We start from the raw sequence: 18,155 nt of genomic DNA on the forward strand, positions 1-18,155 counted from the left end.
GCCCGGTCGAACGCCGACCCGCGTCGGATCGGGACGCGACCGCTCGTACACCCGGTCGAGGAGCGTCTCGACCGCGCCGTCGGCGTCGGCTCCCGAGCGACGACTGGACGTCGGCAGCGGAACCGACGCGACGAACTGCGTGGCGACGTCCGAAACCGCCTCGCGCGCGCGGTTCGCACGGCGGTACGGCTCCGGGTCGTCTTCGGGGTACGCTCGTCGCTCGGCGACGGCGGACGCCTGTCGCTCCACGTGTGCGACACCTCGAAGAAACGACGAGGCACGCATCGGCGGGTCAGTTCACTTCTTCGGCGACGGTGGCCTGTTCCGCGAGGCTGCCCCCGGTCTGGAGCGTCTCCGCGTCCTCGGTCGTCTGTTGGAACGTCTCCGACCCGAACAGGTCCTCTGCGAACTCGTCGCCGGACTGCTCCTGCATGTGCGTCTCCGTCGGGACGGTGTTCCCGATGGTGCTGACGAGGTTCTTCAGCGCGTCGAGTTGGTCGAGGACGCCGGTGATGTCTGTGTTCTTCTGGACGACCAGTTCGCGCATCTCGTTGGACTTCACCGACAGGACTTCCTGGAGATGTTCGAGTTGCTCGATGACGTCACCCAACTGCTCGGTCTTCGTCGCGTCGGTGATCTCGTTCTCCATCGCGGTGACGTTGTTCTCGTAGGTGTGGTACTTCTCGCGCAGGTCGACGAATCGCTCGTGCTCCTCCGGCGGGAGGTCCGAGGGGAGTCGCCCGTCCAGCAGTGCGCCGATCTCCTGTTTGTACTCGTTGGCCTTCTGCTGGTTCTTCTCGATTATCTCTCGGCGGTTCTGGTCGGATCCCCGCTCTTCGAGGCGCTCTTTGGCCTTCTCGACCTGTTCGACCGCCGTCTCGATGCGGTTGGCGCAGGCGTCGACCGTCGCCGCCCAGTTGTTGATCATCGGCGCGTCGGTACTCTCGCGTCGTCGAGGGCGCTGAGAACCGTCACCTCCTTGCCCTCGACGTCGAGGATGTTCTCCGAGGCGAAGAACTCGACGAGTGCCTCAGACTCCCACTCGGTGGTCGTCGAGGTGTTGTCGCTCTCCGTGACGGCCTCCACCACGTCGGTGCGAGAGAGCGACGCGCTTCCGGCCTCGTCCATCGAGAGAACGTCGCCCAGACGGGCGCCGACCATCTCGCCGATGACCGGTTCCCAGTTCCCCACCATGTCCTCGTCCTCGTTCCGTTCGACTATCGACGCCTCCAGTCGAACGGGCTCTTTGTCCCCCGTGGTCGTCTTCGGTTGCGCGATGACGAACGTCCCGTACTCGGTCTCTTTTCTGTTGAATGAATCGAAGTTGTTCATGCTGTGTCGGTTGTGTCACTCGGTCTCGAACGCTGCGTTGGCCCGTTCCGCCGCCGCCTCCCGGATTTGGTCTCGTACGTGCGCGTTCCCGGCCTCCGTCGACGCCAGATGTAACTCGTCGAGTTCCACGTCGACGTCCTCCATCACACTGGACGGCGTCGCCGCCCCCCCATTCGCCATCGACTGTCGAACGAGGTCCGACGCGTAGTCCTCGACCACCTCCGATAGCGGGTCCGCGTGGACGGCGACGCCGTCTCGCACGCGGATGTCGTATCCGGATTCGAGGTTCTCGCGAACGCTGTTCAACACCCTCGTCTCCGACAGCGTGTCGTCGTGGACGGTCCGCGAGGCATCCAGCACCGACGACACGTCTGTGACGCGGGTTTCGACGAGGCTGTCGTACTCGTCACGGGGCATCGCGTACCCGGCGTCCTCGAAAGCCTCGACGACGTCGTCGGAGATCTCCTTCGTGACCCCCCGCGTGAACTCGTCGAGGGCCGAACAGACCAAATACTCGCCGTCCAAATCGACGATGTAGCCCTCGCTCTGCAGGTAGTTGATCACGTCGGACGTCGCCGAAACGGCGATGGCGTCCTCCAACTGCTCGTGTGAAATCTTCCCGGAGAAGCTCTTCGTCTCCAGTTTGTCGGTCAGTCCGGGTTCGTCCGTCTCCTCCTCGAGGTAGCCGCCCACCGTGAAGTATTCGCGGTTCCCCGCGGCGATTCGCATCACGAACCGTCGGTTCCTGAGTTCGCGGGTGAAGAACGCCAGGTCGTCGTGAGCGATGTCGAACGCGTCGCGGATGGCCTCCGCGGTGACGACCATCTGCGTGCGAAAGAGCGTCGTCAGCGTACTCATTATCTGCTTCTCCAGACCACCGCCCCCGAACGGGGAGATGTAGTACGCTCGCGGGCGCAACCGTTCGAACTCGAACGCGTCGTCCGCGGCGAGGTCCGACAACGTCTCTTCGATGCTGGACGCCGTCACCGAACCGGCCTTCAGCATACTCTTGTCGGCGGACTCGTACTCCGACTGTATTCGGTCCTTCGCACGGTCCACGTAGAGAAACCCGCAGTTGTCCTGCGCGATCTCTCCGCAGATATCCGAGAGCACATCTCTATCGACGGGCCGGACTGGCATCGGTTCACTAACAAGTTTGTCCGGTATAAAATGTTTCTGTTAGAATGGAATATATGCACAGATGATACGTCGGCGCGGGCCGAACAGCCCCGACGGGCCACCAGACCTGACACCGCCCCGCCGGCGCGGCGGACCCGACCCGGGTTCCTCCCGCGCTACTCGAACGCCGCGAGTTCCGTCTGCCGACCCGACGCCTCGGCGGCCAGCAACCGTCGCTTCTGCTCGACGCCGCCCTCGCCCGAGAACCCGACGAGGCTCCCGTCCGCGCCGACGACGCGGTGGCAGGGGACGACGAGGGGTACCGGGTTCCGGCCGCAGGCCTGCCCGACGGCGACGGGACTCGTCTCGAGCGCCGCCGCGAGTTCGCCGTACGTCCGCGTCTCGCCGTACGGTATCTCCGACATCGCCCGCATCACCCGACCGGTGAACGAGTCGGGGTACGCGACCGAGAGGTCGAACGCCGTCCGGTCGCCGCGTTCGTACTCGCGGACCTGCGCTCGAATCGTCTCCTCGTCGGCGTCGAGGTACGACTCGTCCAGTTCCAGCCCCGTCCCGTCTAGCTCCACGCGCATGTGAGAGGCTACGACGCGCGGGGTCATAACTGGGCCTGACGCGAACCCGTTCGCCGTCGCGTCGGTGTCGGTGTCGACATCGGCGTCGGCGTCGGCGTCGACACCGACCGCCGGAGGCGACGAGCGCTCAGTCGTCGTCGGGGCCGGCGCCGAACCGCCGAACCTCCGCTCCGCACGCCGCACAGGAGAGGACGTACACCTCGCCGTCGGCCGTCTCGACGGTCTCGTGCGTCCGGCCGGTCACCGCGCCGCAGGCGGGGCACTCCTCGGCTATCTCCGCGCGTCGGCGTCCTTCGGCGCGCCGACGGCCAGGACGCGCGCCGTCTCGTCGCCGTCGTTGTGCGCGCGATTCTTCTCTCCCGGCGCGACGAACACGGCGTCCCCGCTCTCGGCGCGGACGGTCCCCTCCTCCGTCTCGACGGCGATGGCTCCCGCGAGGACGTAGAACAGTTCCTCGTGGTCCGGGTGGGAGTGGTACCCCCACGGAATCTGCTCGCCCGGGCGAACCTCGTAGACGTTGAATCCGAACGCCTCCGCGCCCACCGCTTCGTCGACCTCTTTCTTCCCGCTCGTCGGGTTCGGCGTGTCGGGCAGGTCCGACACGGACACTCGTTCGACCATCTCGGTCGGACCGTCCCACCGAGGCGAGTAACGCCTTTCCCTCCCGGCACGCGAGACCGTAGCACATTCACCGGTTCGTGAGTGTTCGTTGCACCTGTCGCCCAATTGGAAAAGACCCAATAGGCGTGCGGTCCGCTACTCTGTCGATGGCCCTCTCCGACGTCTTTCTCACCCCGCTGGGATTCGCCGCCCTCGCGGCCGCGATTCCCATCATCATCCTGTATCTCATCCGCCCGGACCCGCGGACGATTCAGTTCCCCACCTTCCGGTTTCTCACCGAGGACCGACGCGAGGACCAGTCGAACCCCCGTGTTCGAGCGACTCAAGCGGAGCGTGCTGTTGCTGCTGCAACTGCTCGCGATACTGCTGTTCGCGACGGCTCTCGCCACGCCGTACGCCCCCGTCTCGGAGTCCTCGACGGTGGAGGAGACGGTGCTGGTCGTCGACGCCAGCGCCAGCATGACCGTCCAGTCCGGCGGCGAGACGCGGTTCGCCCGCGCCGTCGACGAGGCGGAGACGGCCGTCACCGGCACCACCTCCGTCGTCGTCGCCGGGGCGAACCCGACAGTGGAACTCCGCGGCGGCCCGCCGGACGAGGCGCGGAGCGTCCTCTCGGGCCTGTCGCCGACGGCCGCGGCCGGTGACCTCCGCTCGGCCATCTCCACGGCGTCGTCCATCGCGGGCGAGGAGTCCCGCATCGTCGTCGTGAGCGACTTCGCCGACGACGGCGCGTGGCAGGACGCCGTCCGCGTCGCCCGCGCCCGCGGCCTCTCGGTCGAACTCCGGCAGTTCGCCGCCGGCGGCGAGGGCAACGTCGGCGTCGTCGACCGGTCGTTCTCGGGCAACGAGGTGACGGTAGCCGTGAAGAACTACGGCAACGCTCGGTAACGCGGACTGCCTCGCTCGGCGGGCAGGAGAAGTCGCTGTCGCTCGGTCCGGGCGACGTTCGGTCGCTGACGTTCGAGATACCCGCAAGCGGCGGGACCGTTCGGCTCTCGCCGGGCGACGACTTCCCGACGGACGACGTCTCGTACGTCGCCGCGCCGTCGGACGCCGTCGTGGACGTCCTCGTGGTGACGAACGACGAGAACCGCTACCTCACGACGGCGCTGTCGGTCATCGACAGCGTCGAACTCACCGTGACCAACCCGCCGACGCCGGTGAGCGGCGACTACGACGTGGTCGTCTACTCGAACGTGAACGCCGAGCGTCTGCTCTCCAGCCATCTGGAGGCGGGCCGCGAGGCGGTCCAGAACGGCGGGGGCGTCGTCGTGCAGGCACAGGACCCGATGCCGACGCGGTACGGCGACCTGCTTCTCGTCTCGCCGAACGGCACCGCGACGAACCCGACGCTCGCCCAACCGGCCGAGACCGAACTGACGCGGAACGTCGACTTCCCGCCGCCGGAACTGTACGTCAGGGGCGAACTCCGCGACGGCCGCCCGGTGGTGCGAACGGCCGACGGGACGCCGCTGATAGCCACCGCCCAGCGCGGCGAGGGCCGAATCCTCTACTACGGCTACATCGAGGACTCCTCGTCGTTCAAGTACAACTATCAGTACCCGGTGTTCTGGAAGCGCGCCGTCTACGACCTGGCGGGTCGGCCGCCGCTCTCGGAGTTGAACGTCGAGACGGGGACCCGGCTGTCGTTCGGCAACGAGACGGCCATCACGACGCCGGACGGCGCGGTCACGGCCTCGTCGATTCGCCTCGACGACGCCGGGTTCTACGAGGCCGGCGGCACGCGGTACAGCGCGTCGCTCCTGAGCGAACCCGAGTCGGCCGTCGTCGCCCCGGACATCGAGGCGGCGGGCAACGGGAGCGTGGCGACGCGCGAGGAGGAGCGGACCGTCCCCGACCCGCTGACCGAGTGGGTCGCACTCGCCGTCGTCGGCGGACTCGTGCTCGAAGTCGCCTACCTGCGCCGACGGGGTGACCTCTGATGGTCGGCTTCGGACTCCCCTCGGGGTCGGCCGTCGGCTACGAACTCCCGTCGGGGCTGACCGTCGGACTGGAGCGACCGCTGTTCCTGCTCGCGTTCCCCGTCGGCGTCGCCCTGCTGTGGGCACTCGTCTGGTACCGCGCGTCGGGGACGGCCTCGACGCGGAGTCGGCGGTGGTTCTTCGCCGTCCGCGTCTTCACCGTCCTCCTCCTCGTCGCCGCGGCGGCGGGGCCGTACACGGTCCAGTCAACCGAGACGCTCGGCGACCCCCGCGTGAACCTCCTCGTGGACCGCTCCGACAGCACCGGGGTCGCCCCGCAGCGTGCGGACCGTCTCGCGTCGGCCGTCGAGGAGGCTGGCGTGCCGGTGACGACGACGACCATCGCCAGCGGCGACGCCTCGCCCGTCGGGGACGGCGTGGCCGCGAACCTCCGCGAGAACGGGAGCGTCCTCCTCCTCTCGGACGGCCGGGTGACGGAGGGGCGGTCGCTCCCCGAGGTGACGGAACTCGCCCGGTCGCTGAACGCCACCGTCTCCGTCGTCTCTCCGGAACCGAGCGAGACGGAGCGGTACGTGACCGTCAACGGCCCCTCGAAGACGAGCGTCGGCGTCGAGAGCACGTTCCTCGTCAGCGTCGGCGGCGTCGAGATAGACTCGCCGACGGAGGTGACCGTCGAGGTGGACGGCGAGCAGGTGTTGGAGACGACGATACGGAACGCCAGCGCCGCGCGGGAGTTCTCGTACACGTTCTCGGAGACGGGGACGCACCGCGTGACCGCCGAAATCTCCTCGGTGGACGAGTTCGACCAGAACGACGCCTTCCGCAAGACGGTCCGCGCCGTGGACCGGCCGACCGTCCTGTACGTCGCGGAGCGGTCGTACCCGTTCGAGAGCTACCTGCGTGAGGTGTACGACGTGGAACGGCGCTCGTCGGTGCCGGAGGACCTCTCGCCGTACTACGCCGTCGTGATGCAGGACATGCCCGCGGGGCGCGTCGGCGACGTCGACGCCCTGCAGGAGTTCGTCATCGACGGCAACGGGTTGCTCGTCGTCGGCGGGCCGAACTCCTTCGAGAACGGCGACTACGAGAGTTCGTCGCTGGCGTCGATGCTCCCCGTCACCACCGGCGAGGGGACGGGACAGTCCACGAACATCGTCCTCGCCGTCGACGTCTCCGGGAGCGCGCAGGGCGGCATGCGCGTCCAGAAGGCCGTCGCCCTCTCGGCGCTGGAGCAACTCGGCGACGAGAACGAAGTCGGTATCGTCGGCTTCAACCAGCGCGCCTACCGCGTCGCCGACAGGCGACCGCTCGGACCCAACCGCGAGCAACTGTCCGACCAGGTTCGGCGACTGCAGGCGGGCGGCGCGACGGACATCGCCGGCGGCCTGCGCGGGGCGGGCGAGATGCTCGGCGACGACCCGGGGACGGTCATCCTCATCAGCGACGGGCACGACCGACCCGAGGCGTCCATCAGTTACGCCAACCGCCTCCGCTCGCAGGGCAAGCGCGTCATCGCCATCGGCGCGGGGCAGAACCCCAACGAGGGGAACCTCCGCGCCATCGCCCGCGCCTCCGGCGGGAGCTACTTCCGCGCGACGGAGACGAACCGCCTCAACATCCTGTTCGGCGGGTCAGTCGTACGAGGGCGAGGGGCTCACCATCGTGGACCCGAACTCCTTCATCACCTCGGGCGTGCGCCTGACGGCGAACCCCGGTTCGAGCAACGACGTCTCCATCCGGCGGGGCGCGGAGTTCCTCGTCGCCACCGAGGACGGGTCGCCCGCCGTCGCCACGTGGCGCTACGGCCTCGGCCGTGTCGCCACCATCACGACGTACGGCGCAGACGGCAGCCTCGACGGCCTCCTCGGCCGGCCCGACTCGCTGCTCCTGACGAAGTCCACGAACTACGTCATCGGCGACCCCGAGCGGAAGGCGACGGGCATCGTCGGCATCCCCGACACCCGCGTCGGTCCCCGACGACGGTGACGTACCGCGGGACCGAACGGCCGTCCGTCGAGAGCGTGTCGTTCCGACAGGTCGGCGACGAGACGTTCCGAGCGACGGTGACGCCGGACGAAGTCGGCTACCACGAGGTGCTTGACGCGGCCTACGCCGCCAACTACCGCGAGGAGTACGCCGCGTTCGGCCCCGACCCGGCGCTCTCGGACCTCGCGGAGGGAACCGGCGGCCGGGAGTTCACCGCGAGTCAGGGGCAGGCGATAGCCGAGTTCACCCGCGAGCAGTCCCGGCGGGTGCGCTCGGTCCGCACCGACTGGACGTGGCTCCTGTTGGTGGTCGCACTCGCGTCGTTCACCCTCGACGTCGTCTACCGGCGGGTTCAAGTCCGTCGGAGCAGTACCGCGGGTGAAGGAGGCCTGACATGAGCTTCATCGGCCGCCCCATCAACCTCGCCGTCGTCGCCGTCGTCGCCCTCCTCCTCGCGGGAACCGTCGGCGCGACGGTCGTCTATCAGTCGTCGGCGAGCGACCTGGAGGCGCAGAACGAGCAGTTGCGCGACCGGAACGAGGAGCTTCGCCAGGAACTGGAGAACGCGCGAACCGAACTACAGATACTCCGCGAACGCGTCGCGGACCTGAACCAGAGCCTCCAGCAGACGGAGGGGGACGTGGGGCAGGTCGCCTCCGAGTTGGAGTCGACGGAACGGCTGCTGAACCAGACGCAGAGCGAACTGGAGGAGACCGAGGCGTCGCTGCAGGAGAGCCGCGACCAGTTGGAGGCCGTCCGCGAGAACCTCGACGAGGCGCGGAGCACCATCTCGGACCTCGAAGACCGGGTGAGCGAACTCGAACAGGAGAACGAGGAGCTAGAGAGCAGCGTGTCGGACCTCGAAGACGAGAACCAGGACCTCTCCGAGCGAGTGGACGACCTGCAGGACGAGAACGGCGACCTGCGTGACGACCTCGACTCGGTGTGTGACGACCTGGCCGACGCGCAAAACGGCTCCGTCCCGTCGGAGTGTCGCTGATGAGCGACGAACCCGACGAACGAGAGTTCGACGACGACGCGGGGTTCGACGTGACCCTCGGCGGCGAGACGGACGGCGACTCCGGAACCGACCCGGACGCCGCCGACGCGCGGGAGACGGACGCAGTGGACGCCGCCCCGGGGACCGACCCGGACCCGGCGACCGACGGCGAGAGCGGGGACCGGACGGCCGCGAGGGACGCCGACCCCGTCGAGACGGACGCCGCGGCCACCGAGACGGACAACTCGACGCTCCGGATGCGCGCGGCCCTCGCGGAGGTCCGCCGCGAGGGGCGGAAGGTGGCGTTCCTCTACGCCGCCCTCGACGCCGCCCTCGTCGCCCTCGCGGTCAACCTCCTGCTCCGCCTGTTCCGACCGGAGTCGCTGGCCGCGGCGATTCGGTTCCCGGCGTCCGTCGCCGGGACGGCCGGCGTCGTCCCGCGGACGATTCACGGCGCGTCGCTGGTCGGCCTCGCCCTCGGCGTCGTCGCGTTCGGCGCGGAGTTCCTCCTGCGGACGCGACGACCCCTCGTCGAGCAGTTCGAGTCGGCCAACCCGTCGGTGCGGGAGGCGCTCCGAACCGCGCGCGACAGCGTGGACCACGGCGCGAACTCGGCGATGGCCCGCCGCCTCTACGAGGACGTCCTCGACGGTCTGCGCGGCACGTCGAGTTTCGAACTCGTCGGCACCCGTCGCGTCGTCGTCACCGCGTTGCTCGTCGTCGTCGTCAGCCTCGCCAGCATCCAGGTCGCCGTCGTGGGCCTCGACTTGACCGACACGTTCGACGGCGGCGGCGACGACGGCCCGCAGGGTCGACCCACCGAAGACCCGAGCGACGAGGACGAGGAACTCCGCGACGGCGAGCAGATTCTCGGCGACGCCGAGAACGTCTCCGCCGGCGACGAGAGCATCAACGCCTCCGTCCAGGGGACCGGAAGCGGCGAGGGGCAGGGCGGGTCGACCGCTCCGCCCTCCGCCTACGACGACGGCGGGTTCGCCGACGCGGCCGTCGAGAGCCAAGAGGCGGGCTACGCCGAGGCCGAGAACGTCGAGGACGCCGACCTCATCAGGGAGTACAACTTGCAGATACGCGAGCGAGACGACGAAGACGACGAAGACGACACCTGAGACGACAATGGCACCAGACGACATCGACCGAGTGCAGGAGAAACTGTCCCGCGTCCGCGGCGAGATAGCGAAGCGAATCGTCGGCCAGTCGGAGGTGGTAGAGCGACTGCTGGTCTGCATCCTCTGCGACGGCAACGCCTTGCTGGAGTCGAACCCGGGCCTCGGGAAGACGACGCTGGTGCGGACGATGGCCGAGGTGACGGACCTCTCCTTCTCCCGCATCCAGAACACGCCGGACCTCATGCCGTCGGACATCACGGGGACCGAGATAATCCGCGAGTCCGCGGAGGGGCGGGAGTTCGTGTTCGAGAAGGGTCCGGTGTTCGCCAACATCGTCCTCGCCGACGAGATAAACCGCGCGACGCCGAAGACGCAGGCCGCACTGCTGGAGGCGATGCAGGAACAGCAGGTGACGGCGGCCGGCGCGACGTACGAACTTCCCCGGCCGTTCTTCGTCCTCGCGACGCAGAACCCCATCGACCAGGGCGGCACCTACCCGCTGCCGGAGGCGCAGACGGACCGCTTCCTGATGAAGATCGTCGTGGACTACCCCACGGAGGACGAGGAGTTCGAGATAGTGAACCGCTACACCGGCGAGGTCGAGGCGCCCGACGTCGAACGCGTCCTCGGGCGCGAGGAACTCCAGCGCGCACAGGAGTACGTCCGACAGACGCCCATCGCGGACGACATCCGGGACCGGACGGTCAGACTGGTCCGCTCGACGCGCGAGGCCGAGATGGTCGAGTACGGGGCGAGTCCGCGGGCGAGCATGGGTCTCGTCCTCGCGGCGAAGGCCAGCGCGTTCCTCGCGGGTCGCTCGCACGTCAGTTGGGAGGACGTGGTCGACATGGCCCCGCCCATCCTCAGACACCGCATCCTGCTGGACTTCCGCGCCGAACGCGAGGGGACGACGCCGGACGACGCGGTCCGACAACTCGTCGACCAAGCATAATGACCATCGACCCGGACTTCTTCGCCGAACTGGAGCGGTTCGACGCCTCGCTGAAGCGCATCTCCGAGGACGTCCAGCAGGGCGAACAGGAGTCCCGGAGCGTCGGCGAGGGGTTGACGTTCAGCGACTACCGCCGGTACTCGCCGGGCGACGACACCCGCCTCATCGACTGGCGCGTGTACGCCCGGACCGAGGAGTTCTACGTCAAGCAGTTCGAGGAGGAGCGAAACCTCACCGTCCACGTCCTCGTGGACACCTCTGCGTCGATGGACTTCGGCGAGGACGACGCCCACAAGTTCGAGTTCGGCGCAAAGATCGGACTGGGCTTCGCCTACCTCACCGTCGAGGAGAACAACGACTTCCGCTTCTCGACGTTTCTGGACCGGCCGACGCGCCTCGACACCGGACGGTCGAACCACGGCGACCTGCTGCGCGTGGTGGACCTGTTGAACGAGGCGGAGTTGGCCGGGAGCGCCGACCTCGTCGGCGCCATGGAAGAGTACGCCAGCACCATCCACTCCCGTTCGCTGGTCGTCGTCGTCAGCGACTTCCTCACCGACCCCGACGGCGTGGAGTCCGCCGTGGCGGCCCTCGGTGACAACGACGTCATCCTCGTCCAGACGCTCGCGCCGGAGGAACTCGACCCCGACGTGACGGGCGACACCATCTTCGAGGACCCCGAGTCGGGCGACTCCCGCCGGTCGTACTTCGGCGGGGCGTTGGCCAGCCAGTACCACGACCGACTGGAGTCGCACGTCGAAGCCATCTCCGACCGGGCGACGACGCTCCGCGCGGATCACGTCCTCGTGAACTCCGGGTCGGACTTCTTCGACGCCTTCGCCGACGTGTGGGTCGGCTAGGGGACGCGAGGGGTCCGACTACCCGGACCACTCGCCGCGCATGTCGTCGGCGACGGACGTGCGCCACGTCTCGAACCCGCTCTCGCAGACGGGACTGTCGTCGAGGTGTTCGACGAACCCCGCGCCCGGGTCGGCCAACTCCGTCATACAGAACGGACAGCGGTCCGGGTCGTCCCACGAGTACGCTATCTCCGACGGCTGTTCTGACTGAGACATACTGGCACTAATGAGCCTCCAGAGCCATAAAATGTTCGTACAGTAGCAGAATTAGGTGGCTAACGTCATCTTCTGGCGAGGACAGCGTTAGAAAGTAAATCTCTGCCCCGGCGACGGCACCGAGGGACGTGCCGAACGTCGATACGGGCTGACGCGACGGCAAGACGACTTAACCGTCGTTCCCTCGTCGGAAGTGGGAGTGAGGTTAGTCCGGACGCTCATCCGCGAAGACGACCGAGACGGCGTCGAGTTCGTCGACAGCCAGCGGTTCCCGCCGGAGACGAAGCGGGACACTTGGTCCCACGTCACCGTTCCCGTCGGGACGCCGACGGACGCCCCGCGCGTCGTCGCCGGTGGGTAGGCCGACGCAGGTCGAAACGGTCAACTCTGGGCCCCCGCAACCACGACACCGATGAACTATCTCCCGTGGGCCGTCCTCGCCCTCGTCGCCTACGCGTTCGTCTCGCCGTTGATGAGTGTCGCGACGACGGGGTCGCCGAAGATTCCGAGCAACGTCGCGGCGTTGATGGCCAACTCTCTCCTCGTCGTCGGCACGGCGGCCATCGTCGTCTACAACGACGCCGACGCCCTCTCGTACCTGACGCACCCGAAGGCGAAGTTCGTCTTCGCGGCGGGCGTCTGCCTCACCGTCGGCATCCTCGCGTACTACCGCGCCCTGTCGATGGGCCCGGTGAGCATCGTCTCGCCCATCTTCGGGATGTTTCTCGTGCTCAGTTCCGTCATCGGCATCGCCTTCCTGAACGAGTCGCTCACCGCGCGGAAAGCCGTCGGCATCGGACTGGCCCTCGTCGCCATCTACCTCGTCAGCGTCGAGTAGCCGAGTAACGACTTTCCCCCTCAAGGCCGTAGTCCATCGCGAGATGGTACTGACGGAATCCGACTCGAAACTGTCGCAGGGCGACGCCGCCCCGGAGTTCTCGCTGCCGGGAACCGACGAGGAGACGTACACGCTCGACTCGTTCGCCGAGTACGACGCGTTGCTCGTCGTCTTCACCTGCAACCACTGTCCGTACGCGCAGGCGAAGTTCGACGAACTGAACTACCTCGCGCGGACGTACGACGAACTCGCCGTCGTCGGCATCAACCCGAACGACGCGGCGGAGTACCCCGACGACTCCTTCGACCGGATGCGGGAACTGGTCGAGGACGGGACGATTCAGTACACCGCCTACCTCCGCGACGAGTCGCAGGCGGTGGCGCGCGAGTACGGCGCGGTGTGCACGCCCGACCCGTTCCTGTTCGAGAACGTCGGCGACGACTTCGAACTCCGGTTCCACTCGCGCATCGACGACGCGATGACGCCCGACGAGGAAGTGACCGACTACGAGATGCGGACGGCCGTCGAAGCGGTCATCTCCGGCGACGAGATACCCGTCTCGGAGACGCCGTCGCAGGGCTGTTCCATCAAGTGGAAGGACTAATCCTCCTCGGCCAACTCCGACGCCTGTGACAGGGCCTCGCGGGCGTCTCGACGGCCGCCTCCTTCTTCGCCGGGTAGCTTCGACCTTCGCCCGGAACGTGATTCCCTCGCCGAGTCGGGTCTCGCCCCGGAAGGCGGCCTGCTTGTCCAGTCGCGTGAACAGTTCCGTGTTCTCGGTGACGCGTTCGTCGAGTTCGGCCAGCAGCTCTCGAAGTCCGGGCTCTCCGCCAGCGTCGCGAGGACCTGACGCACCGCGTCGGCGCGTTCGGCGCGCGCGGAGAACACCACGATTCGGTCGCCGTGGTGGCCGGTGTTCTCGACGCGTTCGACTTCGAACTCCTCGGGGAGGAAGTGTCTGAGCGCGGCCTCGACGCGCTTCTCGTCTTCGGTCTCGTAGCAGAACGTCCGCAGGTCTACGTAGTGGAACGGGACGCGTGGCATCTCTGTGCCGCGTTTGCACCCCGGCGGAAAAAAGGCCGTCCTATTCCTCGTCGGCGTCGTCCGCCGCGTCGGCCTCGTCGAGTTGGTCCGCGGAGATGCCCACTTCCTGTCCCTCGTCGAAGCTGACGACGTACGTCTCGTCGCCGAACATCGTCTCTACGACCTGCGTGATTTCGCCGACCTGTCCGTCGAACTCGCTGTGCTTGTCGTGCAGGACGACGGCGTCGCCTTCGTCGAATTCCATATCTCGGATGCGGACCGCGGAGGTGAAAAGCGGACTGGTTCGCCGCGGCGCCGGACGCTCACGGTGTCGAAGCCGTCTTTAGCCGCGGCGCCGAATGCGCCGGCATGAGAATCACGGACGCGCGAACGAGGCGGCCGCCCGACCCCGAGCGATGGTCGTAGACGACCTGTGGTTCCTCGCGGACGAGGCGAGTCAACGCGCCGAGCAGGCGTACCACCGGCTCAGAGACCGGTACACCGACTACGTCGACGAACGGCGCACCCGGCGCGTCTCGCGCCCACGCTTCCGGACGCTGGCGACCCGCGTGAAGCGGACCGGCGCCCCGTACGGCGCGCACACCATCGTCTACCGCGACACAGACGAACTCCTCCTCGTCCGCCACGACGGCGTTGACCTGTGGGTCCTCCCCGGCGGCGAGGTGTGCGACGGCGAGACGTACCGCGAGGCGGCGGTCCGCGAACTCGACGAGGAGGCGGGCGTCGCCGCCGACTACCGCGGCCTCGCCATCGCCGAACGCATCGACATCTGCTGCGACGAGTACGAGACGTGGGGCGTCATGCCGGTGTTCTGCGCCGCCGCCGACGGGGCGGACCTCTCCGTGCAGGACCCCGACGACGAGATATCGGCGGCCGAGTGGTTCCCGTTCGCCGACCTACCGGCGGACACGCGCGACCGGTCGGAACTGCTCGCGTGGCGCGAACGCGTCTCGTTGTAGCGTCTAAACCGGAGTCATCGCGCCCAGCTGTTCTCGCGACGGTATAAGTAGACGCCTCCGGGAACGACCGCGAGCAACGGAACCATCGACGAGACGATGTACACGAGAGACCTGGTTCTGGTTCGCTCTAGTTTCCCCGTCTTCCGGGTATCCATCAGCATCGCCGCCGGGAGAAGCGGCCACGACACCAGCGACGTGAGACCGATGACCGGAGCCGCCACGTTAGATATTGTGAGCAACCAGACGAACGCCCAGCCGGCGGTTGCGACAGCTACTCCGTAGAACCATTTCGATCGAGCTAAATCAAGTGCCGGCGGTTCGCCGTTCGACCCCGCATTGTGCTGAGTTTCTGTGCCCTGTTCGGAGAATTGGTCTGTTGCGGAAGCAACCTCATCGCTACGATTGCTACTCGTCTCTTGGGCGTTCGTACGGACTTTGTCAGAAGAGGTAGGAACGTCGCGGGACGATTCCATCTGTGACGTTACGTCCGCCGACTCAGCGTCAGAGTTCGCTGCTGTGCGTCGGTTCGAGGGAGCATCTAACGACGTTGAATCCTCCCCATCGAAGACCGACGATAACACGTCCTTTCCCTTCTTTTTGAATCGACGGAACTGCTGTTGAGTCTCCCAGTATTCCTCCCCCTCCGCCGACAACCACGCACCGTCTTTCACACCGCGCTCGATTGTACCGACGACTCCCTCTGATGCGTTACAATCGATAGCTGACGCCTTTATGTAGTCCGTGAGGTCTTCTACGTATACCTCACCGTCGTCGTTGACATGGACATCCTCTTTCAAGAACACGAGGACCATCTTCTTCTCATCGAACTCCCGTTCGAAGTCGTAGCGAGGTGCACCGTCGAAGATTCCCAGTAGCTTCGCATCGTGTGGATTGAGTCGAGTAACCGCACGTGCACGCTCCATCGCGCGAGTTGCTCGATACTCTTCGTCTCGGATGCACTCCTCTAAGCCTTTCCCGGCGACGTCCTCGACGAGCGTACGTTCCTCCGAAGTAAGTCGGCGAACGGCGGCACCCTCCACGCCGTCGTCTCGTTCTCTGTCTCCGTCTCTCTTCTCGTCCTCCGTCTCTCTAGATATCGGCGGGCCGATGTATGACTCTACGACGTTGTACGCACCGAGTCGGTCGATCAGGTCGACAAGGGCTTCGCCATCGATCAGTTTCACGTTCAGTTCCTTCGCCCGGTCCTCTGCGGACCCGGTGAATCGTCCGGTAGTGACGATTATCGACTCGTCTGTGTCGGGTTCTTGTTGTTTGAGAGCAGCGTACTGCTGAACAGCGGGGCCGCTGACTGGATTCTTATCTCCGTACCTTTTGGCTTGGATGAGGACTTTTCTCCGATACGGCGACGTTTGCGTGGCGCGTACATCGACCCCCGCATCGCTAGACTGTTGCTCGACCTCAGTATTCCATCCTTGTTGCTCCCACAAGTCCCCCACGAGGTGTTCGAACTCGTAATCGTCCATCGCTTGCAAGCGCCGCAGGAGACGGTCGGGGTCCCAGTTGGCGTCCTCTCCTTCTGTATTCATAGCTGTTTGTTCAATACCTGTCATTAAAAAATTGGTATGTGGGTTGCACTCTGTGGGCAAGCGTTCCACAAGGATGCTCCAAACTTATTCCGCTCCTAATAGTTCTCACACAGGATGCCCCTCGTGAGCGTTCCCTGCCCCGCCTGCGCGCGTCCGTCTACCTGTCGATACCGGGCGGCAACCGGTTCGTCACGACGGAATCCGGCGAGGGCGACGACGACAGAGACGACCTGACAGAGGAGACGGTGACCTGCGACGACTGCGGGACGGCGTTCCCGGCGCTCCACGGCCCCGCCCGCGACTGACCGCGACTACTCTTCCGGGGCCGGTTCCTCGACGCGGTGCCCCCAGAAACCGGGGTGTTTCTCGACGGTCACGTCGTCGAGGACGCGCGTCTGGCACGCCAGTCGGAGTCCCGCCGCGGCGTCGTGCGGCGGGACGGACAGGCGCGCGCGTTCTCTGGCCGTCCGGTCGGTGACAGGGCCGCGGACGGAGACGGCGCACGTCCCGCACGAACCCAGTCCCCGGCAGTTGAGGACGTTCGCGCCGCCGTTGTGGGGCGACTGGTCGGCCGCGAGGAGGACGTCGCGGAGCACCGCGCCGCGTTCGCACGGAATCTCCTCTCCGCGGTATCGGACGGTCGGCATACCCGAACGGGGGGACCGGACGGGCAAAGCGTCGTCGGTGGCCGTGCCGGCGCGGCGGTGGCCGGTGGTACATCTCGGTGACGACCGTCGGTTCACGGTGGCCATAAATAGCCCGCCCCCTTCCTACCGACCATGCGAACGACCCGACGGACCTACCTCGCCGTCGCCGGTGCGGCCCTCGCGGGCACCGCCGGGTGTCTCGGCGGCGGGTCCGGTTCCGGCGACAGACCCTCCTGCGACGTCGGCCAGTTAGAGCAGGTGAACTCGCTCCCGCACCCGACGCTCGGGGCCGAAGACGCCGCCGTCACCGTCGACGTCTACGAGGACTTCGCCTGTCCGCACTGCGCGACGTACAACCTCGACGTGTTCCCGAAGGTGAAGGAGAACTACGTCGACACCGGGAAGATACGGTACCGCTTCTTCGACTTCCCCCTGCCCGTCAGCGAGCAGTGGTCGTGGGGCGGCGCGATAGCCGCCCGCGCGGTACAGGACCGCACGGACCACGAGACGTACTTCGAGTACGCAAAGACCCTGTTCGACCGGCAGGACGAACTCACGAGCAACGGCTTCACCGTCGTCCACGACGCGGCCGACGAGTACGACGTGGACGGCTGTGAGGTGATGGGCTCGGTCGAACAGGACGCCTACCGGCCCGTCGTCCAGCAGGACCGCCAGCGCGCGGTGGACAGGGACTGCAGAGCACGCCCACGGTCGTCGTCAACGGCGAACGGTTGGCGAACTACGACTGGGAGACGGTACAGAACGGCATCGAGGGGCACCTGAAGTCCGCCTCGAAGTCCTGACCGACTCGCGCGTCAGCCATGCACGACTGCGTACGGGCTTTGTCGCTCGACACCCTCGCTTCGACTAGCATGAGGCCATCCGTTCCCCGAGGTGCGACCCCGTGAGGCGGCGCGAACTCCTCGCCGGACTCGGGAGTCTGGGCGTCGTCGGCGGCGCGGGCTACGTCGCGCTGAACGGCCTCGGCGGCGACGACGGCCTCCCCCCTGACCGTCCGGACGTTGGACGCGCCGGGGTCCGAGGCGGCGGGGGAGCGCCCCGTCCCCGCTGCCGGCGACCCGACCGTCCTCGACCTGTTCGCCACGTGGTGCGTGCCGTGTTCGGCGCAGATGGAGTCGCTGACGGCGCTGCACGAGGAGTTCGGTGACAGGACCACGTTCGTCTCCGTGACGAACGAACGCTTCGGCGGCGGCCTGACGGCCGACGACGTGCGCGCGTGGTGGGCCGACCACGACGGCGCGTGGACCGTCGGACACGACCCCGAGAGCCGCCTGATGAGCGAGTTGGGCGCCGGCGGCCTCCCGTTCCTCGCCGTCTTCGACGCCGACGGCACCGCGACGTGGACCCACC

19 protein-coding genes and 5 pseudogenes are annotated in these 18,155 nt (G+C 67.1%); 13 read left to right on the top strand and 11 right to left on the bottom strand.

Going from position 1 to position 18,155, the window contains the following annotated elements; genetic code table 11:
- The 6 genes from GJ632_RS08590 to GJ632_RS08615 all read right to left on the bottom strand — a co-directional run.
- Positions 1-249 (bottom strand): hypothetical protein (locus GJ632_RS08590; RefSeq protein ID WP_191452692.1); only part of this gene is annotated, 249 nt, incomplete at its 3' end.
- 43 nt (positions 250-292) lie between these two features.
- The gene (locus GJ632_RS08595) at positions 293-928 is read right to left on the bottom strand and encodes a hypothetical protein (RefSeq protein ID WP_191452693.1); all 636 of its coding nucleotides are present in this window, start codon (positions 926-928) and stop codon (positions 293-295) included.
- Positions 925-1,332 carry a hypothetical protein gene (locus GJ632_RS08600; protein ID WP_191452694.1) on the bottom strand — a complete coding sequence of 136 codons (408 nt, stop codon included), beginning with the start codon at positions 1,330-1,332 and terminating at the stop codon, positions 925-927. Before GJ632_RS08600 ends, GJ632_RS08595 begins: the two co-directional genes overlap by 4 nt.
- Positions 1,333-1,347: 15 nt before the next feature.
- Positions 1,348-2,472, bottom strand: coding sequence for a hypothetical protein (locus GJ632_RS08605; protein WP_191452695.1), 1,125 nt, complete (start codon positions 2,470-2,472; stop codon positions 1,348-1,350).
- Between the two features lie 155 nt (positions 2,473-2,627).
- Complete coding sequence (locus GJ632_RS08610) at positions 2,628-3,044, bottom strand: methylated-DNA--[protein]-cysteine S-methyltransferase (protein WP_089806282.1); 417 nt, start codon at positions 3,042-3,044, stop codon at positions 2,628-2,630.
- Between the two features lie 270 nt (positions 3,045-3,314).
- Complete coding sequence (locus GJ632_RS08615; RefSeq protein ID WP_231751422.1) at positions 3,315-3,665, bottom strand: cupin domain-containing protein; 351 nt, start codon at positions 3,663-3,665, stop codon at positions 3,315-3,317.
- Positions 3,666-3,811: 146 nt separating this feature from the next.
- Here GJ632_RS08615 and GJ632_RS25850 point away from each other — a divergent pair.
- From GJ632_RS25850 to GJ632_RS08645, 6 genes and pseudogenes are all read left to right on the top strand, one after another.
- Positions 3,812-5,608, top strand: a pseudogene (locus tag GJ632_RS25850) (VWA domain-containing protein).
- A pseudogene (locus GJ632_RS08625) lies at positions 5,608-7,992 on the top strand (VWA domain-containing protein). Before GJ632_RS25850 ends, GJ632_RS08625 begins: the two co-directional pseudogenes overlap by 1 nt.
- A complete protein-coding gene (locus GJ632_RS08630; RefSeq protein ID WP_089806274.1) occupies positions 7,989-8,594 on the top strand; it encodes a hypothetical protein in 606 nt (201 codons plus the stop codon). Before GJ632_RS08625 ends, GJ632_RS08630 begins: the two are co-directional and overlap by 4 nt.
- Entirely contained in the window at positions 8,594-9,721 is a 1,128-nt protein-coding gene (locus GJ632_RS08635) for a hypothetical protein (protein ID WP_231751423.1), read from the top strand. The genes GJ632_RS08630 and GJ632_RS08635 overlap by 1 nt, the downstream gene beginning before the upstream one ends.
- Before the next feature lie 7 nt (positions 9,722-9,728).
- A complete protein-coding gene (locus GJ632_RS08640) occupies positions 9,729-10,673 on the top strand; it encodes a MoxR family ATPase (RefSeq protein WP_191452696.1) in 945 nt (314 codons plus the stop codon).
- On the top strand, positions 10,673-11,533 hold the full coding sequence (locus GJ632_RS08645) for a DUF58 domain-containing protein (RefSeq protein ID WP_191452697.1): 861 nt from the start codon (positions 10,673-10,675) through the stop codon (positions 11,531-11,533). Before GJ632_RS08640 ends, GJ632_RS08645 begins: the two co-directional genes overlap by 1 nt.
- Positions 11,534-11,551: 18 nt before the next feature.
- Here GJ632_RS08645 and GJ632_RS08650 read toward each other — a convergent pair whose 3' ends face one another.
- Positions 11,552-11,749, bottom strand: coding sequence for a hypothetical protein (locus GJ632_RS08650; RefSeq protein WP_191452698.1), 198 nt, complete (start codon positions 11,747-11,749; stop codon positions 11,552-11,554).
- A gap of 199 nt (positions 11,750-11,948) precedes the next feature.
- On the opposite strand from GJ632_RS08650, the gene GJ632_RS08655 reads away from it, so the two are divergent.
- From GJ632_RS08655 to GJ632_RS08665, 3 genes are read left to right on the top strand one after another with little or no spacing between them, the layout of a single operon-like run.
- A complete protein-coding gene (locus tag GJ632_RS08655) occupies positions 11,949-12,110 on the top strand; it encodes a hypothetical protein (RefSeq protein WP_191452699.1) in 162 nt (53 codons plus the stop codon).
- A 51-nt stretch (positions 12,111-12,161) separates the two neighbouring features.
- Positions 12,162-12,587: an EamA family transporter gene (locus GJ632_RS08660; RefSeq protein WP_089806265.1), complete on the top strand. Its 426-nt coding sequence runs from the start codon at positions 12,162-12,164 to the stop codon at positions 12,585-12,587.
- 43 nt (positions 12,588-12,630) lie between these two features.
- Positions 12,631-13,191 carry a thioredoxin family protein gene (locus GJ632_RS08665; protein ID WP_191452700.1) on the top strand — a complete coding sequence of 187 codons (561 nt, stop codon included), beginning with the start codon at positions 12,631-12,633 and terminating at the stop codon, positions 13,189-13,191.
- Here GJ632_RS08665 and GJ632_RS08670 read toward each other — a convergent pair.
- Together GJ632_RS08670 and GJ632_RS08675 are read right to left on the bottom strand one after the other, a co-directional pair.
- Positions 13,175-13,631, bottom strand: a pseudogene (locus GJ632_RS08670) (RNA-binding protein). The gene GJ632_RS08665 and the pseudogene GJ632_RS08670 overlap by 17 nt on opposite strands.
- Before the next feature lie 40 nt (positions 13,632-13,671).
- On the bottom strand, positions 13,672-13,875 hold the full coding sequence (locus GJ632_RS08675; RefSeq protein WP_089806259.1) for a DUF1918 domain-containing protein: 204 nt from the start codon (positions 13,873-13,875) through the stop codon (positions 13,672-13,674).
- Between the two features lie 151 nt (positions 13,876-14,026).
- Here GJ632_RS08675 and GJ632_RS08680 point away from each other — a divergent pair, with 151 nt between their 5' ends.
- The gene (locus GJ632_RS08680) at positions 14,027-14,590 is read left to right on the top strand and encodes an NUDIX hydrolase (protein ID WP_089807097.1); all 564 of its coding nucleotides are present in this window, start codon (positions 14,027-14,029) and stop codon (positions 14,588-14,590) included.
- Positions 14,591-14,604: 14 nt separating this feature from the next.
- Here GJ632_RS08680 and GJ632_RS08685 read toward each other — a convergent pair whose 3' ends face one another.
- A complete protein-coding gene (locus tag GJ632_RS08685; RefSeq protein ID WP_197427951.1) occupies positions 14,605-16,137 on the bottom strand; it encodes a restriction endonuclease in 1,533 nt (510 codons plus the stop codon).
- A 38-nt stretch (positions 16,138-16,175) separates the two neighbouring features.
- Here GJ632_RS08685 and GJ632_RS08690 point away from each other — a divergent pair, with 38 nt between their 5' ends.
- Complete coding sequence (locus GJ632_RS08690) at positions 16,176-16,442, top strand: hypothetical protein (protein ID WP_231751424.1); 267 nt, start codon at positions 16,176-16,178, stop codon at positions 16,440-16,442.
- Between the two features lie 6 nt (positions 16,443-16,448).
- Here the strand turns inward: GJ632_RS08690 and GJ632_RS08695 are convergent, their stop codons facing one another.
- The gene (locus tag GJ632_RS08695) at positions 16,449-16,784 is read right to left on the bottom strand and encodes a 2Fe-2S iron-sulfur cluster-binding protein (protein ID WP_089806256.1); all 336 of its coding nucleotides are present in this window, start codon (positions 16,782-16,784) and stop codon (positions 16,449-16,451) included.
- 132 nt (positions 16,785-16,916) lie between these two features.
- On the opposite strand from GJ632_RS08695, the pseudogene GJ632_RS08700 reads away from it, so the two are divergent.
- Positions 16,917-17,587: pseudogene (locus GJ632_RS08700) on the top strand (thioredoxin domain-containing protein).
- A gap of 174 nt (positions 17,588-17,761) precedes the next feature.
- Positions 17,762-18,155 (top strand): annotated as a pseudogene (locus tag GJ632_RS08705) (TlpA family protein disulfide reductase); the annotation flags it as partial.

The organism is Halogeometricum sp. CBA1124, from assembly GCF_009741955.1.
GTDB lineage: Archaea > Halobacteriota > Halobacteria > Halobacteriales > Haloferacaceae > Halogeometricum > Halogeometricum rufum.

Excerpts from the sequence above, each read along its gene's own strand:
- GJ632_RS08595 (WP_191452693.1), bottom strand. The coding sequence starts at position 928 with ATGATCAACAACTGGGCGGCGACGGTCGACGCCTGCGCCAACCGCATC.
- GJ632_RS08600 (WP_191452694.1), bottom strand. The coding sequence starts at position 1,332 with ATGAACAACTTCGATTCATTCAACAGAAAAGAGACCGAGTACGGGACG.
- GJ632_RS08605 (WP_191452695.1), bottom strand. The coding sequence starts at position 2,472 with ATGCCAGTCCGGCCCGTCGATAGAGATGTGCTCTCGGATATCTGCGGA.
- GJ632_RS08610 (WP_089806282.1), bottom strand. The coding sequence starts at position 3,044 with ATGCGCGTGGAGCTAGACGGGACGGGGCTGGAACTGGACGAGTCGTAC.
- GJ632_RS08615 (WP_231751422.1), bottom strand. The coding sequence starts at position 3,665 with ATGGTCGAACGAGTGTCCGTGTCGGACCTGCCCGACACGCCGAACCCG.
- GJ632_RS08630 (WP_089806274.1), top strand. The coding sequence starts at position 7,989 with ATGAGCTTCATCGGCCGCCCCATCAACCTCGCCGTCGTCGCCGTCGTC.
- GJ632_RS08635 (WP_231751423.1), top strand. The coding sequence starts at position 8,594 with ATGAGCGACGAACCCGACGAACGAGAGTTCGACGACGACGCGGGGTTC.
- GJ632_RS08640 (WP_191452696.1), top strand. The coding sequence starts at position 9,729 with ATGGCACCAGACGACATCGACCGAGTGCAGGAGAAACTGTCCCGCGTC.
- GJ632_RS08645 (WP_191452697.1), top strand. The coding sequence starts at position 10,673 with ATGACCATCGACCCGGACTTCTTCGCCGAACTGGAGCGGTTCGACGCC.
- GJ632_RS08650 (WP_191452698.1), bottom strand. The coding sequence starts at position 11,749 with ATGTCTCAGTCAGAACAGCCGTCGGAGATAGCGTACTCGTGGGACGAC.
- GJ632_RS08660 (WP_089806265.1), top strand. The coding sequence starts at position 12,162 with ATGAACTATCTCCCGTGGGCCGTCCTCGCCCTCGTCGCCTACGCGTTC.
- GJ632_RS08665 (WP_191452700.1), top strand. The coding sequence starts at position 12,631 with ATGGTACTGACGGAATCCGACTCGAAACTGTCGCAGGGCGACGCCGCC.
- GJ632_RS08675 (WP_089806259.1), bottom strand. The coding sequence starts at position 13,875 with ATGGAATTCGACGAAGGCGACGCCGTCGTCCTGCACGACAAGCACAGC.
- GJ632_RS08680 (WP_089807097.1), top strand. The coding sequence starts at position 14,027 with ATGGTCGTAGACGACCTGTGGTTCCTCGCGGACGAGGCGAGTCAACGC.
- GJ632_RS08685 (WP_197427951.1), bottom strand. The coding sequence starts at position 16,137 with ATGAATACAGAAGGAGAGGACGCCAACTGGGACCCCGACCGTCTCCTG.
- GJ632_RS08695 (WP_089806256.1), bottom strand. The coding sequence starts at position 16,784 with ATGCCGACCGTCCGATACCGCGGAGAGGAGATTCCGTGCGAACGCGGC.